General features: G+C 41.0%; 17 protein-coding genes. 12 read left to right on the plus strand and 5 right to left on the minus strand.

Going from position 1 to position 16,949, the window contains the following annotated elements:
* The first annotated feature begins 14 nt into the window (after positions 1-14).
* From IT233_00705 to IT233_00735, 7 genes are all read left to right on the plus strand, one after another.
* A complete protein-coding gene (locus IT233_00705; protein ID MCC7301138.1) occupies positions 15-818 on the plus strand; it encodes a hypothetical protein in 804 nt (267 codons plus the stop codon).
* Positions 819-837: 19 nt separating this feature from the next.
* Positions 838-1,359 (plus strand): hypothetical protein, encoded by a 522-nt coding sequence (locus IT233_00710; protein ID MCC7301139.1) that lies wholly within the window; start codon positions 838-840, stop codon positions 1,357-1,359.
* A 94-nt stretch (positions 1,360-1,453) separates the two neighbouring features.
* Positions 1,454-2,242, plus strand: coding sequence for a hypothetical protein (locus IT233_00715; GenBank protein ID MCC7301140.1), 789 nt, complete (start codon positions 1,454-1,456; stop codon positions 2,240-2,242).
* 6 nt (positions 2,243-2,248) lie between these two features.
* Positions 2,249-2,932 carry a hypothetical protein gene (locus IT233_00720; protein MCC7301141.1) on the plus strand — a complete coding sequence of 228 codons (684 nt, stop codon included), beginning with the start codon at positions 2,249-2,251 and terminating at the stop codon, positions 2,930-2,932.
* A 50-nt stretch (positions 2,933-2,982) separates the two neighbouring features.
* Positions 2,983-3,762, plus strand: coding sequence for a carboxypeptidase-like regulatory domain-containing protein (locus IT233_00725; GenBank protein ID MCC7301142.1), 780 nt, complete (start codon positions 2,983-2,985; stop codon positions 3,760-3,762).
* Between the two features lie 8 nt (positions 3,763-3,770).
* Positions 3,771-4,892, plus strand: a complete 1,122-nt coding sequence (locus IT233_00730) for a hypothetical protein (protein MCC7301143.1) — start codon at positions 3,771-3,773, stop codon at positions 4,890-4,892.
* A 160-nt stretch (positions 4,893-5,052) separates the two neighbouring features.
* Entirely contained in the window at positions 5,053-5,973 is a 921-nt protein-coding gene (locus tag IT233_00735; protein MCC7301144.1) for a hypothetical protein, read from the plus strand.
* 599 nt (positions 5,974-6,572) lie between these two features.
* Here IT233_00735 and IT233_00740 read toward each other — a convergent pair.
* On the minus strand, positions 6,573-7,901 hold the full coding sequence (locus tag IT233_00740; GenBank protein ID MCC7301145.1) for an OmpA family protein: 1,329 nt from the start codon (positions 7,899-7,901) through the stop codon (positions 6,573-6,575).
* A 170-nt stretch (positions 7,902-8,071) separates the two neighbouring features.
* Here IT233_00740 and IT233_00745 point away from each other — a divergent pair, with 170 nt between their 5' ends.
* The 5 genes from IT233_00745 to IT233_00765 all read left to right on the plus strand — a co-directional run bounded on the left by IT233_00745 (position 8,072) and on the right by IT233_00765 (position 13,603).
* Complete coding sequence (locus IT233_00745; protein ID MCC7301146.1) at positions 8,072-9,004, plus strand: ribose-phosphate pyrophosphokinase; 933 nt, start codon at positions 8,072-8,074, stop codon at positions 9,002-9,004.
* A gap of 76 nt (positions 9,005-9,080) precedes the next feature.
* Positions 9,081-9,746, plus strand: a complete 666-nt coding sequence (locus IT233_00750) for a 50S ribosomal protein L25 (protein ID MCC7301147.1) — start codon at positions 9,081-9,083, stop codon at positions 9,744-9,746.
* Positions 9,747-9,829: 83 nt separating this feature from the next.
* Positions 9,830-10,927, plus strand: coding sequence for a hypothetical protein (locus IT233_00755; protein ID MCC7301148.1), 1,098 nt, complete (start codon positions 9,830-9,832; stop codon positions 10,925-10,927).
* A 24-nt stretch (positions 10,928-10,951) separates the two neighbouring features.
* Complete coding sequence (locus tag IT233_00760) at positions 10,952-11,518, plus strand: aminoacyl-tRNA hydrolase (protein MCC7301149.1); 567 nt, start codon at positions 10,952-10,954, stop codon at positions 11,516-11,518.
* 27 nt (positions 11,519-11,545) lie between these two features.
* Positions 11,546-13,603, plus strand: a complete 2,058-nt coding sequence (locus tag IT233_00765; GenBank protein ID MCC7301150.1) for a tetratricopeptide repeat protein — start codon at positions 11,546-11,548, stop codon at positions 13,601-13,603.
* On the opposite strand, the gene pyk is transcribed toward IT233_00765, so the two are convergent.
* The 4 genes from pyk to IT233_00785 all read right to left on the minus strand — a co-directional run bounded on the left by pyk (position 13,596) and on the right by IT233_00785 (position 16,871).
* Entirely contained in the window at positions 13,596-15,032 is a 1,437-nt protein-coding gene (gene pyk / locus IT233_00770; protein MCC7301151.1) for a pyruvate kinase, read from the minus strand. The genes IT233_00765 and pyk overlap by 8 nt on opposite strands.
* A gap of 2 nt (positions 15,033-15,034) precedes the next feature.
* Positions 15,035-15,457: an IPExxxVDY family protein gene (locus tag IT233_00775; protein MCC7301152.1), complete on the minus strand. Its 423-nt coding sequence runs from the start codon at positions 15,455-15,457 to the stop codon at positions 15,035-15,037.
* A gap of 37 nt (positions 15,458-15,494) precedes the next feature.
* Positions 15,495-16,202: a ribonuclease III gene (gene rnc, locus IT233_00780; GenBank protein MCC7301153.1), complete on the minus strand. Its 708-nt coding sequence runs from the start codon at positions 16,200-16,202 to the stop codon at positions 15,495-15,497.
* Positions 16,203-16,331: 129 nt separating this feature from the next.
* Positions 16,332-16,871 (minus strand): T9SS type A sorting domain-containing protein, encoded by a 540-nt coding sequence (locus tag IT233_00785; GenBank protein ID MCC7301154.1) that lies wholly within the window; start codon positions 16,869-16,871, stop codon positions 16,332-16,334.
* Positions 16,872-16,949: the final 78 nt, after the last annotated feature.

Consider the following 16,949-nt stretch of genomic DNA (forward strand, 5'->3'; position numbering starts at 1 on the left):
AAAATAATAAGCAAGTGAGAAGACTTTTTGTACTTTTTGTGATTATGATTTCTTTGGGCTTAGGAACTGCTTATGGGCAAACTGATTCTCTAAGACCCCATAGAGATGAGTTCTCGAAAAACTTATCCCTTTATTTCAAAGCTGATTCGCTAAAGGATAATTCTGACACAATTCGCGTGACAAAGTTTTTACCCTATGATTTTAATATTACTATTAAAGCGTTAATTAAAAACGGTGCGCCAATCGGGTTATGTCGAAGTTATTATGCTGACGGTTCAATTTGTGATGAAACGATGTTCGATTCTATACCAAAAAAAGTTACTGAGCAGACCGGCACTGATGGATATGGAGATTCTAAAAGATACTATTTAACCACTCCTGTTTTTTCAAAAAAGTATTATCGAAACCATAAATTATGGGAAGAAAGCACGTTCAAGCCTAACCCAAATTATTCGGAATTGGGATATCAGACTTGGATGTATGTATCACACAAGACATATTTCCGAAACGGACAGCTTGATAGATACGAATTATATACTGATACCTTAAAAATAAGTATCACTCACAATTACTCTGGGCAATTAGAAAAGGAATACATCGTAACTAAAGACTCAATCTTCGACACATATTGCTTTTATGATGGTAATTTGGGGAAAATGGCATTTACGAATACTATTGTTAAAACTGTGATGAAGAAAAAGGACAAGGACAATGAAAATGACAAAGGAGACAAAGCGAACCGTACAGTTTATTATTACACCCTTGATAGAAAATTAATAAAAATCGAAAAGTACAAGAACGATAAACTTGTTAACTAAAGACCAAACAATTTTTTAAATGAAAACAATTATTATCGCTTTACTTTTATTTATCATAAATGCAAAAGCATTTTCTCAAAAGACCTATCAGGAGAATAATTATTTACGTGAAGACTTAGTTTTTGATCCAACATTGGTTTTTCCGGAGACTTCAAAATTTAGTTATAATGATAGCTTATCCGATGTTAAAATATTAAATTATTGGACGACTCCACTTCAACAAAGGACGATTTATCTTACGTACGAAGGAGGGTGTTCATACGTCTTTAGAATTTGCTATAACGAAAAAGACTATATTGAAGATATGTTCCACGTTACTTTTGATTCTTTGCGTAAACATGTTGAATTCTATACGCAAACACGGCTTGATGGAAGAGTTGGAACGGCTTGCGATAGACGAATCGCCTCTGCAAAGTATAATTTTTCAGAAGACCGAATAATAGTTTACCTCTTAATCAAAGACGGGAACAATGAAAGTTGTAAGGAACAGACTTACGTGGAATTATTTATGAAGATTGAGTTTCCAAAAAATTGCAAATGATTATTTGATGTACATGAAAACACGATTACTAATTTTATTTTGTTTCATTGGGCAGCTTGCCTTTTCGCAAACTATAATTAAACTTAATTCTCCCATGAAAACTCAAGAGGATTATAGTTGCATTAATCCTTCAGACACTTCTTTTGTGGTCGTTGGCCATAGCGAAGATATGGGAAAGTGGTATGGTCATTATTACAAATTAAAAACTAACGTGCCGGATGGCGAATATGATTTTTACGTTAACGGAAAATTGGAATTAAAAGCATTCATCAAAAATTCTCAGTATGATGGTGTTTGGAGTTATTACTTCCATCAAGGGAATCTAAAGGAGGTTAAGCCTTATGTAAACGGAAAACTGGATGGTGAAAATATTTCCTTTTACGCAAGAGGCTCAATAAGTCGTAAAACAAAATACGTTGATGACAATGGTGTGTCTACCGTTGAATATTACGAATCAGGAAATATTAAATCCAAATCCTCACAAAGCGGAGATGGTTTATACTATAAAGAATACCCTGATAGCCTTCAATCTTCAACTGAAACAAAAGCTGAAATAAAAATAGGTACATACAATTGCGCCTCGAAAAGTTGCCCATCGATTGTGTTACTTAAAAACGGGAAATTCTATTTTACCAAAACAGAAAAAGAGCAAAAGCAAAATGGAACTTGGGAATTAAATGGCGATACCTTGCTTCTTTATTATGAATATGAGGTTAACAAGGAAAATAAGGGCAGGAAGATCTCTAATTATGAGTATCCGAGTTATCAACTAATAAAAGCAACATCAAAATATATTGTTTCAGAGGAGTCGCTGATTTTAATGGATAATCACAATCCGAAATTCAAATACGATAGTTGCAATATTTTTGTTTTTGAGAAGTAAAATCGAATGAAATATACATTAATCATATCCATTTTCTGCTTGACAATATTGTCATGTTCTGATTCAACTAATTCCAGCAAAGAAGATGTGGTTGAAGAAATTGACTTAAACGCAATCCAAATAAATGCCACTCTCCCATTTGGCTGTATCAATTTAACTAAATTGAAATACCCAATGGAATGGACAAGTGACCTAAAAAATTATGGACAGCTCAAGAATCCGGAAGAACTTGATAGTATAGGAAAGTGTTTTTATAAAATTAATTCCAGCAAAGTCATAAACTCCCCGGTTGTTAAAAAATCAGAACTTTTATTAATTGGAGACTTTTTGGAGCAGAGCCATTTTTTAGACACAATACTTCAAAATTCTATTGATAGTTGCAGATTTCGATTACCCAATATCGGCATATATGAATGCTATTACTCATTTCAACGTGACGTAAAAATCAGTTCATTCGGATCATATGGAAATCTTTTACTTCTTGACCCGAAAACGAAAACCGGCAAATTATTAAATATCTATTTTGAAGGGTCAGGTGATTCAAATGTTATGTCCAGGTATTTTTTTATCGATAAAGACACAATAATTATTTATGAAGGACGGTGCTATGATGATGGTTGTGATTTGGATGAAAAATACAAAATCAATATCGCGCATGATGGTAGCGTAAATATTAATCGAAAAGAATAAAAAAAGTGAGGGCTTTTATTTCAATATGTTTTTTGTTTTTAATCCCAAATTTGGGAATTGCTCAAACCGGCACTATAAAAGGATCAGTCGTAGATTCAATTTCTAAGGAAATTTTGATTTTTGTTGATGTATCGTTAAGTGGCACTCCATTTAAAACCGAGGCAGATATAGATGGTTTTTTTATTTTGGATTCTATTCCTTATGGAACTTATGTTTTAAGAGTATCATATGTCGGATTCAAAACAAAGGAACAGACTATTATTTTGAGAAAAGGCGAGACACCCAACGTGAAAATCGAATTAAATTCAACTCCTGAAATTTTAGGTGCTCCTAAGTTACCTTATGTGCAACCGATGAACTATCAATCTAAAGATTCTGTAACCGAGTTCTACTCTGAAGGCAGAAAAATATGTTTTTACCAAGGAAATTCATTCAACAGTTGGCTTGTAATTACTGACACTTTAACAAACGATACTTTAGAATATGACAAACAGATTTCTCAAAATTACTCTTTGAGTATTTTGTACGAAAACAATAAACCAAAATATCAAATGCATTGCAAAGCGTACTACAACAAAAAAGCAAGAAAAACCAGAAAAGCAGAGCGACATCATAATTTCGTACATAAACTTCCGAGAGGATTAAGATTTGGACATAAAACCTGTTTTTTTCCAGTATTTTATTATGACAAATCGGCAAAAATAAATAGTCGACAAATTTTAGTTGACAATAAATGGAAAAAATATTCTGATAAAAATCTAAGACCCTCATACGCCCTTTTTGATACTTACATGATAAAGGCAGACGGGATAATAAAATCAAAATTTTAATGATTAGATTGAATAAAATATTTGCAAAAATATCCACTCCGTTAAAAATAACGTTTGTGTATATAATTCCTCTTGCACTTATTTTAAATTGGCTGCTGAATCCGGGTTACAATCTTATACTAACTAATTCTGAATGTATAGATTATTCAGGTAATGGGGTTCTCTCAAGTGGAAGTGGGTTTCCATTTGTTTCACAAGTTGGCACGTGTGGTTCAGATTGCTTTGGTGCGGATTACAGAACTGTTAGTTATTTTTTTAAGTGTATAAACGGGGCTATTATGCTCTTGCTTTCATTCCTTTTATACTATTTAGTTTTGAAAAGAGTCAAACCAAAATTATGGCAATCCATAGTATGGTGTTTCCTTATCTATTCTTCCTTCGGAATGTATTTCCAAAGTTCTATGGATTTTATAAGGTGCGGAACATTTGGATATGATGAAATTACTGCTATTCATTTTCGCTTTGATGTTTATCGGTTATTGAATGGGTTCGAACCTATCGTATTCTTTGGCAACTATTTTCTTTTAGCCCTTCCTATGTTAGTTGCCTTTTTGATATTTAAAGACCATAAGAAAAAAGATTCTCAAGTCTCCAAATGGTGGTTTCTCTTCTACATTTATTGGAGTGTATTCTTTTTTATAGTATTAGTTTTTGAATGGTGGCTTGCAAGATTTAATGACCAAATGATAACGAGTTCGGGAGATTGGACTTTTAGGCAACATTGGATTTCAATTCTTATAGGCTATGCGTTAGTAATTACTCTGTTTACTTTTGCAAGGCGACTACTTTTGAGAAAGAAAAAGTATTCGGTTTTATTTGCAATTGCTTTCTCGGTTATTTCGCTTCTTATCACAATCAAGAATCAACATTGCATTGTTTTTGGTTCTAATGGGAGTAGATTTGTTGAGTTTTATACTCCTTTTTACGAAAGTCAATCAATAGGATGTTGGACTCAACGTTGGGACAATCCCTTAGAAAAACTTAATCCACCGTTTGAGAATAAAAACATTCTGAAAATACATACAAAAGAGAATCACATCACCTTTGAAAGACCGATTGTTGGAGATTATAAAATCACAAAGCAATTTCTCTTTTGGAGATTTGATTTTCCAGAGGTGTTTGAATTTTAGTAACTACGATTGGAATATCAAGAACAATTGGGATGAGGAAGAATAATTTATTTTAATGAAAGATAATTGTATCGTTTGTGCTGAAGAATTTGAGGTCGTACAGGAAGCCTTTAGTTATAGCCAATGCTTAAAGACTGATAAAAATAGTTAAGTGTATTCAATGAACAACAGAATCTATATCTTTTCTTACTATTCAATAGCGCGCATTAGTGCTACCGTTTTGCTTTTTCTTGCTGTCCTAAACGCGTTTGGACAAAAGCCATCAACAATTTCTTTCGCATTTAGGCTGTATGATAATGATGGAAGTCTTATTGATAATAAACAATTGTGCAATGGAAAAATCTATATTGACAATCCGAAAGGAGGATTTATTTCTCCCTGTGATCCAAACTCAATGAGTACTTATATCCCCTCAACAAAATATTTTTTAATTGATATTATTGCGTTGCAACCGCCATACGCCATTATATTAATCAAGGAGCAAGATACAATGGCAATATCCTTTACAAAGAGAGGTGATTTTATTTGTGATTCGCTAACGATTCACGCTGGCCTTTATTCGTACGATTCAATATGTACAGACGTGGATAAAATAAAATTTAATTCCGGTGAAAGGACTTTCTGTAAAATCACAACCTTGTCTAAATCAGATTCAAACCAGTTACAAGTGTCATCTGGAAATCCACTAAAAACGCGGGTAAATCATTCTGCGAAAATAGAAGAAGACCCTGATTCAATTTCTAATGAAGAAATTATTTTCGATACAACGGATACAGGTCATTTGAATAAAAAAACTAAAGAAAGAAGATTATTATTTAAAAGACGTGGATATGACGTAATAATTACAACAGAATATTATTCTACAGGAAAAACTAAATCGAAGCATTGGCATTATTATCAAATTATAGAAAGTACCGGAGAAAAAGGAAAATTGCAACGTGCTTATAAGCAAAAAACGTATTATGCAAGCGGTAAGAAAGCCTCCCATATAAATTGGATTAGGCATAAACAAAAAACATGGGACGAGAATGGTAAAAGAACTGAAATATATAATAGAGAAATTGTACCCTACAATCAATAATATGAATAACGAAATGCACTGGCTATAACACGGGTTTTGCGTTAGTGGGTGGACAGTGCGAATAGAAACATTTAAGCAATAAATAAACTTTGGTGCTGGCAGACAGTTTACGGTTTCAAAAGCCCACCAACGCAAAGCCCGAAACCGACTGACTTGTTCTGATAAATGCAAGAAAGAGTACGCGGAATTCCGAGAAAAACTGGCTCAAGCAAGACCTGAAGATAGGGACGCATTGGTCATCCCTTTTTTAGCCAAAATCGAGGCTAAATTGGGAGGGGATGGGTTTCCGAAATATTCGACCGGAAACTAAGAATCGGGTATTTTCCCGCCCTCGCTTGCCGGAGGCCACCTTGCCCCCTTTAAATTGAAATTTTGGCTAATATTTACTCAGGTTGGAGGGGCGATTTCATCCCGATAAAGTCATTTTTGAGGGTCAGGGGATTGACCTTTTCATACCTTTGTAAAGAAGCCGATAAATTGTTAGACAACAACCCAGTTAATTGTACAAAATCAGAGCAGGAATGCGATGGGAATTCGTGTGGTCCTGTTATTTATTTATGTGCTTGCTGTCCTTAACAACGTAAAGGCATAGCCGGCCGTTATATCTTCAACACTCTCATCTCTACCCTCCGGTTTTTTGCGCGATTGGGTTCCGTATCGTTCGGGGCAACGGGTTTATCCGGACCAAAACCAACGGAAATAATCCTTCCCTCATCAATGCCTTTGCTAACCACATACTTCTTGCACGCATTGACACGCTGATACGAAAGCGAGCGATTCATCTGAGCATCTCCTTCCGCGGAAGTATGCCCTGACAACTCTATCTCTGCGGTTGGATTCGCCTTTAAAAAAGCAACGATCTTTTCCAACTCCGCTTTAGCTTCAGGCTTTAATTCCGACTTACCCTGATCAAAGAGAATCAGATTGAGCTGAACCGATTCCCCGGCTCTGAGTGTCTTACCCCCAAACTGAATACTATTCTTTCCCTTTTCCAGGTAGAGGGTAACCGGCGGGTTATCGTCTCCTTCGTTGATATCAGCCTGTGCATATCCTTCCAGGTAGCCCTCGGCCTGCGCACCAATGATCTCAAATCCGGCAGGAACATCCCTGAACTGAAATTTCCCTTCACTGTCCGTTACAATTTCAGTTTTATCCGCGAGATAAACACGCGCATTCCTGATGGGCTCTTGTGTAACCTTGTCCAGAACAGTACCAGCTATGCTCCCTTTACATGCATTCTCACGTTTGCGATTCAAGACCAGGCGAATAAAGTCGACTGCAAATCCATCATGCGCCCCCGTGATTTCATCAATTTTTATGGTCAGGCTGCCTTCGTTAATCATTGGCCAGAATTCCTCGGGCAGGGGTATGCTGATGAGCTTCCCAACCGGCCCGCTCTGATCAACGGCATTCAGGAATTTTTCGCCTTCCACAAAACGCTTACCATTGAGAAGAAATTGAAATTTAGAACAAAAAGAGGGTGATTGAAAGTCATCGATAAATAGCTGGATAAAAGCATTCCGGATCGCTGCCTTTTTCATTACTTCCGCCTGAATTTTCCATTCCACAGGTTTAGAGGTAAGGGGATTATAATTGTCGGTGTAACCATCTCCTCCGCATTTAGAGATAGTACCGGGCTTAAATTTTGAAGAAAGCAGTATCCTGTCGAACCCGTTCATTTCACCTGGATCAGCCTCCCAGGGGAATGCGTGTGCCTGAGTCATCCTCCCGCAAAATGGATCAAAATCTTCGGGCCATCCGAAACCAAGATTATCAACATCGCCGATACGAATGATAAAATCCGCTTCCGGAGAATTGATGACAACCTCCTCCCTGCTTGTCCAGTTCTTGTCCCAGGTTATTGTTTTTACCTGTGAGGAAACCGCAAGACAGCTCAGGAGAAAAGAGATAAGAGTAAAGGATTTCATAGGTTCGGACATTGCTTACCCTAAAGATCGTTATTTCAAGCAATCTATGGCAGGGAAGGGACTTCTTAACGGCCTGTATATCAACGTGCAAGAGCGAAGGCGGATCGTTGCGCAAACTGTTTCCGAATTGCCTGATTTTGAGTATCTTCGCATCCCTTTTAAGGGGAATTATGGAAAATCAGGTCAAACTCTTTTCAGGCAATGCCACCCGGGAACTTGCGGCGAAAATCGCCTCTTCGTACGGAGTGGCGCTGGGAGACATGAAGATCAGTAAATTCTCTGACGGAGAATTCCAGGTTTCTTTTGAGGAAACGGTGCGGGGCGCTGAAGTGTTTCTCATCCAGAGCACCTTTCCTCCCACTGAAAACCTCTTTGAACTGCTGCTTATGGTGGATGCCGCCAAGCGTGCTTCCGCTAAAGAAATTGTTGCTGTGATCCCATATTTCGGCTGGGCACGGCAAGACAGAAAAGATCAGCCGCGTGTGGCGATTGGTTCCAAACTGGTGGCCGACCTGCTTTCTACCGCCGGTGTTACAAGGGTAATGACCATGGATCTTCATGCCGATCAGATCCAGGGATTTTTCAATGTACCTGTAGATCACCTGTACGCTTCCACACTTTTTATGAACTACATCCAGGATCTGCACCTCACTGACCTGACCATGGCCGCTCCCGACATGGGAGGTTCCAAGCGGGCCAATGCCTATGCCAAGCACCTCAAAGCAGAACTGGCTATTTGTTACAAACAGCGGAGCAAGGCAAATGTAGTGGACAGTATGACGCTGATCGGAGAGGTGGAAGGCCGTAATGTAGTGCTGGTAGACGACATGTGTGATACCGGGGGAACGCTCACGAAAGCTGCCGATATGATCATGGAACGGGGTGCTAAAAGTGTGCGTGCCATCTGTACCCATGCTGTGCTTTCCGGCAAGGCATATGAGAATATTGAAAAATCAAAAATTACGGAACTCATTGTTACCGACAGCATTCCTCCCCGGCAAAAGTGTTCCAAGATCCGTGTGCTCAGCTGTGCCCCGCTCTTCGCGGATGTTATACGGGCGGTACACACTTCGGAGTCTATAAGTAAACATTTTATAATGTAGCGGTTCAACAAACCCTCTTCTTACCATAACAGGAAAAGTAATTTCAATCAAACAATAACCAAAACAAAAACAAACAATGAAAACGGTATCGATTAGCGGTTCGCCACGTGCGAACGTAGGGAAAAAGGATGCCAAGGCGTTGCGTACGCAGGGACAGGTTCCCTGTGTGCTCTATGGCGGCAAAGAACAGATCACCTTCTCTGCTCCCATCCTTGCTTTCACCAAACTGGTTTACACACCTGAAATTTGCATGGTTAAACTGGACATTGGAGGTAAAAATTATGACGCGGTAATGCAGGACATTCAATTTGACATTGTCACAGACCGTCTCGCACACATAGATTTTCTTGAACTGGTACCCGGAAAGTCGGTCACGATGAATATCCCGGTCACCACCAAAGGTTCCGCTGCCGGTGTGAAAGAAGGCGGTAAACTTCAGAAGAAAACCCGCACGCTGAAGCTACGCGGTCCCATTGAAAAAATTCCCTCTGTAATTGAGTTGGATGTAACCAACCTGAACATCGGAGACAGTATCCGCGTTGCGGATATCAAATTCGACGGAGTGAGTTTACTGGATCCACCCAACTTCACCGTTGTGGGAGTGCGCGTGACGCGTCAGGTTGTAGAAGAAGTGGCAGCTCCTGTGGCCACCACGGCTGCTCCTGCGGCAGGTGCTACCACTGCGGCCCCTGCAGCGGAAGGTGCCAAGAAGGAAGAGAAGAAAGAAGAGAAGAAAAAATAACCTTCTTCTCCGAATTTATCCAAAACCCCTTGAGAACGTCAGGGGGTTTTTTTTCGACTTTTATTGCTTAATTTCGTCATATAATGAGGTGGCTACTCCATATTGCTCTCTTCCTGTTCGGCATGCTGGTGAAAGCCCAACCCTATGTGCCGCTGCTGGATTCTGTGAATGTTTGGAATCACGGATACCATGGCTGGTATGTCTCCCAGAATCCAACTCCCGCATCATGGAGCCCATTTGAAAACACTCGCTATTTTACGGATAGAGACACCACCATAGATTCCTTGATCTACAAGTTTCTTATTTTATCCGACCCGCCACCTACTGTTTACCCGGATTATCATGCCGGATTTATCAGAGAAGATACAAGCGCTAAAAAAGTCTATTATCGCACGGCAGCCGACACTGCCGAACGCCTGATTTATGATTTTTCTTTGGGTGTGGGTGATAGTGTATTTATTGATTTTGTTTTCTCGCCTAACAATTGCTTCCCGGATGAGGATGCCTATTTTCAAGTTATTTCCATTCAACTACGAAATACAACAAGTGGTTTAAAACGTGAATTTATTCTTGAACCTCATTTCCAATCTTGTACTTGGGGAAATTCAAGTTACTACCTCCGATGGGTTGAAGGAATTGGTTGCTTATCAGATTTTCTATATATAAACCCGATGAATTTTGCCATAAGCCCCGGACTATGGGCTGTAACTGATCTTTGGCTTTGTGGAATAGATGTTCCACAGTATGAGTTCCTATATTTTCTTACTTGCTTTGATCATAATTATAAGGTTTATTTTGATACGTGCGCTTATACAATCGCCAGTTATCAATCCAATCCTCCTCTTTGCAATTTTCCTGTATTTTGGGGAGATTCGTGTGCGTATGGTGGTTTTTGCGGAGGAAACGTAGAAGAACTCAGCTCAATTTCTGAAATTAAAGTATTTCCCATTCCGAGCACACAAAATATTAATATCGAAGTTTTATCCTTGACAAGTATTGATTGTGACCTTATCATCAGGGATATAAAAGGATCTATTGTTTATGAAAGGTCAAAGAAGAAACTACTTCCCGGAAAGAATCTTATTTTAATTGAAATACCTCAACTGAATCAGGGGTACTATACTCTTACCATTGAAGAACCCAATGGCATGCCAGTGACTCTCAAACTCCTCATCCAGTAACCCTCTTTTTGCTATTTTTACCAGATGAGCAAATTCCTCATCGCTTGTCTGGGTAATATCGGCGACGAATATGAGAACACGAGGCATAACATCGGTTTTTCGATTGCCGACACCTGGGCACTGGCAGAGGGTGTGAAATTCAGTCTGGAACGGCTTGCCGCCGTAGCTACTGTAAAGTACAAAGGGAAAACATTTGTGCTGATCAAACCTTCCACATACATGAATCTTTCCGGCAAAGCCGTGAACTACTGGATGCAGGCAGAGAAGATCAGCATACACAGTCTCCTGGTTGTCACCGATGATATTGCTTTACCTTTTGGAGAGCTGCGCATGAAACCCAAGGGCAGCGACGGAGGACACAACGGCCTGAAAGACATTATTACCACGCTGAACACTCAGGAATTTGCCCGGTTGCGTTTTGGAGTGGGAAATGAATTCCGGAAGGGCTCGCAGAGCGATTACGTACTGGGAAAATGGAGTACGGAAGAAAATGAAAAACTGCCCGAACGAATTCAAACTGCCATTGAGATGGTTAAATCTTACGGCACTATTGGGATCGGGCGTACGATGACCGCTTTCAACAAAAAGTAGATGATAAGGTTCTTGTTACTATCCTTGATGTTTGCAAGTACCTTTTCTGCTGTACGGGGGAATGCACTGGATTCTCTGCTTACACTGCTAAAAACTGCCCACGACACCGACCGGATCCACCTCGTTATACTTATCAGCGATGAATACCGCTTCACCGACCTTGATAAAGCCATTCAATATGGTCATCTCGGTGTGGAGCTGGCAGAAAAAGAGAATTACGTGGTACTGATGATGGAAGCCTATAATTATCTGGGAAACGCCTACCGGGATAAAGGAAATTACGATTTGGGGTTGATCTATTTACACAAAGCCGAGAAGCTGGCAAAAGAAGAAAATAATCTGATGTGGAGGTCTAAGTCCTGCAATAACCTCGGAAATATTTATGGAGAAAAGGGTGATGATGAAATGTCATTAAAATATTATATTGAAGGTTACAAATTCGCTGAACAGATTGGTGATTACGACGCCATGGTTGTTACCGGCGGAAATGTGGGCGCAGTCTACCTGTCGCGCAAACAGCCCGTACCCGCCCTGCAATATTTCAGGCAATCGCTGAACTCCATTTCTAAAATAAAAACAGAGGCAAATAAATTCAGGGTTCAGTTTGCAATGTGGTTAAATATCGGGGCCTGCCATTTTGACCTTGATAACATGGACAGTGCTCTCTTCTATTTCCAGAAGACGCTTGAATTAGCCGAAAAGAATAAGAATGCTTCCAAGATTGCCTCCGCCAAGGAGCAAATTGCCTGTGTTCATATGAAACGTGGTAATCTTACGGAGGCGATCCAACTTTTCGAAGAGGTACTGAAGATCTTCCGGGAACTTGATCACAAGCCCAAAATACAGGATATGCTTGTTTACATGGGAGAAGCATATTTCAGAGCGGGAGATTATAACAAAGCTGCGGCCATCTATGAAGAAGCCCTGACCTTATCGAAAGAAATGGGGATCAACTCCTACACCTTTGAAATCTATGATGGCATATCAAAGGTCGCAGAAAAACAAAATGATTTCAAAAAAGCCTATCTATTCTCCAGGAATGCGATACGTTTCAAGGACTCCATCAAACGAGATGAGGATATCCGGTTACTGGCTGAGATGCAAACCCGGTTTGAAACAGAAAAAAAGCAAAAGGAAATAGAATTACTCAACGAGAAAGACCGGAATAACAAAATCATCATCTGGGCGGTTGGGATCGGATTAGTTCTTGTACTCATCGGCGGAATCTTTTTCTTCAATGCATACCACAACAAGCGAAAAGCGGCCTTGCTGCTGGAGCGGCAGAAAAACGAGATCGAGCGGCAAAAACATATCATTGAGGAAAAAAATAAAGATATTACAGACAGTATTTCCTATGCAGAAAGGATTCAAAGCGCTTTACTCACCAGTGATATGTATCTGCAAAAGCATTTTGGAGAGTCTTTTGTACTATTCCGTCCGCGCGATATTGTAAGCGGAGATTTTTACTGGGGATATGAAAAAGACGGCAATTTCTTTTTTGCCGCAGCCGATTCTACAGGTCACGGGGTTCCGGGCGCGTTCATGAGCATGATCGGGGTAAGTTTGCTCAACGAGATCATCATTGAAAGGAAGATTTCTAATCCGGCACTTATCCTGGATATTCTCCGAGAAGAGATCATTCACCGCCTGAATCCGGAAGGGCGGTCGGAGCGAAAAGACGGAATGGACATGGTGCTGATCCGTTATGATAAAACAGCCAGAGAGCTGGATTACGCGGCTGCTAATAATTCGTTTTACATTATACGAAACGGGAAGCTTCTCGTTCAACCGGCTGATAAAATGCCGGTAGGTGCCCATAGCGGGATCAACGCGGGTTTTACGCGGCACCGGCTGACCATGGAAAAAGAAGATATGATCTACTTATTCACGGATGGCTTCGCCGACCAGTTCGGCGGAGCAAACGGAAAAAAATTCAAATACCGGCAACTGGAACAAACCCTTCTTGCAATTAGCGGATTTTCCTGTGAAGAACAGAAGAATAAACTGGACAGGGTTTTTACCGACTGGAAAGGGCCACTGGAGCAGGTGGACGATGTACTGCTGGCGGGTTTCCGGATCAGCTGACATAAGATAACTTAAGCATATTGGTTCTTCCCCTCTCCTTCATGGGGATGGAAGCAATATTGATCACCAGGTCATCTGTTTTAACATAGCCCTCCCGTTTAATGAATTCCTTTAGATCGGTGATGGTATTGTCCGTGCTTTCGTATTTATCGTAATAAAACCCACGTACCCCCCAAACCAGGCTGAGAGAGGTAAGTAAGGTTCTGTTTTCGGTAAATATAAAAATATCGGCTTTCGGACGCTGGCTGCTGAGTTTGAAAGCGGTATAACCCGAATGGGTCATGGATATAATGGCCCTTACCTCCGCTTGTTGAGCCATCAGGCAGGCATTGTAGCAGATAGAATCGGAAACATAGGTTTGCGTTTTGAGCACCGGCGCGTGTTCGCGATAGTAGATCGGTGCACTGTCCTCCACCCGGCTGATAATCCTTTGCATGCATTCGATCACGCGGACAGGGAAAGCGCCAACGGATGTTTCTCCGCTGAGCATCACGGCATCGGCACCATCCATCACTGCATTTGCAACATCGTTCACTTCAGCACGGGTGGGAGAAAAGCTCTCGATCATACTCTCCATCATCTGGGTAGCTATTATCACCGGTTTGGAAGCATGAATACACTTCTGAACGATCATTTTTTGAAGCATGGGGACTTCTTCCATAGGAAGCTCCACGCCCAGGTCGCCGCGGGCGACCATTACACCATCGGCCAGATCAATAATGCTGTCTATGGCCTTTACGGCTTCCGGCTTCTCAATCTTAGCTATCACACGCGCGTGGTTGTAATGGTGCTTTTTGATAATGTCTTTCAGATCCGCAATATCTGTAACAGCTCTGACAAAACTGAGTCCGATCCATTCTACCTTATTATCCAATGCAAACTGAAGATCCTTCTTATCCTTTTCGGTCAGGCACGGAAGACTGATCCGGGTATTGGGAAGATTTACCCCCTTTTTGGACGACAAGGTTCCCCCGTGCAAGATCACAGCGCGCACCTCATCCTTCTTGTTCGTTTCAATCACATTAAGCAGAATTTTACCATCGTCTATCAGCACCTGGTCGCCAATCGCCACATCTTTAGGAAATTCCTTATAGGTGATATATATCTTTTCCGCATTCCCAATACACTTTTCCGTAGTGATCAGTATTTCTTCTCCTTTCATCAGTTCCACTGCATTATTCTCCACATCGCCGATCCGGAGTTTAGGGCCTTGCAAATCGGCCAGGATTCCGATGTGGGAACGGTGTTTCAGGTTGAGCGCACGAATGGTGTCTATAGTTGTTTTGATCTGATTGTAATTACCGTGAGAAAAATTGATCCTGCAAATATCCAGACCAGCCTGAAACATCTGTTCCAGAATTCCCGGGGACGAAGAGGCCGGTCCCATGGTAGCTACAATTTTGGTTTTATTCCACGTTCGTTTGGGCATGGTCAGAAGATTAAGTGTTGTTTTGATTTGAGGCCGTCTGCGTTGATTTCATATACCATTAGAACCTGTGTAATGGATTTAATTCGTTTGGGAATCTCTTCCCGGAGTTCTTCGGAAAGTTCTCCCTTGACCATCAGCAGGTAGTCAGCTTTTTTATGTTCCGGGATCAGGCTTTGTCCGCCCTCGCTTTTATTTGAGATAATAAAATAATCCGTGTGCATTACCTCGTCTGTATGCCGGAACACGGCAAAGGACAAAGGGTCGCTGGCAGATTTATCTTTAATACGTATATCTTCCTCTTTCACAAAATCACCCGGAAGTGCATTATTCACAGACCAAACAAACCTGTAGTCTTTCTCATAGCAGCAGACACCAAAGAGCAGGAAGTCATACTCATATTCTATTTCCAGCTTATGCCTGGTCATGTGAATGATACGAAGTTACAAATGTAAAGGGAAAATATCAGGAAGAAATACCCAACAGGGAGCAGGCTTTTTCAGCGGCCAGCTGTTCGGCGCCCTTTTTGGAAAAATGCCGGCCCTCGCCCCTGAGTTCACCTCCGATAACCAGGTGTATCACGAACTGTTTATCAGATCCCTTACCAACTTCTCCATTCAGCCGGAACTCGACCGTAAGCTTCTCACGCTGCACATATTCAATGATGCGGCTTTTAAAGTCTGTATCATTTTGCTCTAGATGTTCCACATCGAGATGCACTTTTACGATACGGGAAAGCACAAAGCGCCGGGTTTTTTCATAGCCTTTATCAAGGTAGACGGCACCAATCAGCGCCTCATAACAGTCGCCCAGCACACTTCCCGGTCTTCCTCCGTCTATATTGGATTCGATGAGTTTTTCCAGACCCAGTTTCCGGGCGATCTGGTTATGCTGTGCCCGGCTGACCATGCGCGAGCGCAGTTTGGTCAGGAAGCCTTCATCTTTATAAGGAAAGATCCGGAAGAGGTATTCGGCAATAATTCCGCCCAGAACCGCATCTCCCAAAAACTCCAGCCGTTCATTGCTGTCGCGAAACCCTGCTTTCACTTCTTTAGCCACAGATGAATGACGGAATGCCTGTTTATACAGATTTATATTCCCGGGATAAAATCCAAGCAGGTTCTTCAGCGAAGAATACAGTTTTTTATCGGAGGAGAAGATCGTCTTTATCAAGGGTTGCTAGTCTTCAATTATAGTACTTTTTTTTTACTTCAGTGTGTTGTCATCCTTCACCGGATACCATTGCTGGGCCTGAGCGAATGCCCCTATGAACAGAAAAAAGAAGAATGAGTATCTCATGACTTAGTTTTTTATTACTACCAGTTTACGTTTGGAAACAATTTCTCCGTCTAGTTCCATTTCATGGAGATACACCCCGGACTGCAATGCCGAAACATTCAGCTCAAGGGTATGAGCTCCTTCTTTTATTACCGTTTCTGATAAAATCTTTCCGCTCAGCTCTGTTACCCGTATGTACCCTCCGCTGCCCGAAGGGAGTGAATAGGGGATAAACACCTTATCCCGGGCAGGGTTGGGAAAACAATTTCCCAGGTATTCATTCTCCATGTTTTTTTCCTGTATGCTCTGCTCGTTTGTTCTCAGATTATTTGCAGTGGGAAAGATCAGTTCGCATTCATACCCAAACAATAATTTCAGGATGGTACAGGCATTTAAGGTGAGGTTATGAAAATGAGCAGTATCCGAAAGGATGTTAGGCGGCTCAACCGCCAGGTTCATGTATTGTCCTGTGGCTACAAAGCTGAACCAGGCCGTTTCCAGCCCCCGGCGGCTGAGAGAATCCGAAAGAAGTTTCCTGGGAAATAGTGTCGAGGTGAATAGCACCCGTACAGAGGTTGTTTTGAGCGTTTAGGGAGCCGGTAAAAATGGTGAGAAGGATAACGAAGTATCGCATACGGATAA

The organism is Bacteroidia bacterium, assembly GCA_020852255.1.
Taxonomy (GTDB): domain Bacteria; phylum Bacteroidota; class Bacteroidia; order JADZBD01; family JADZBD01; genus JADZBD01.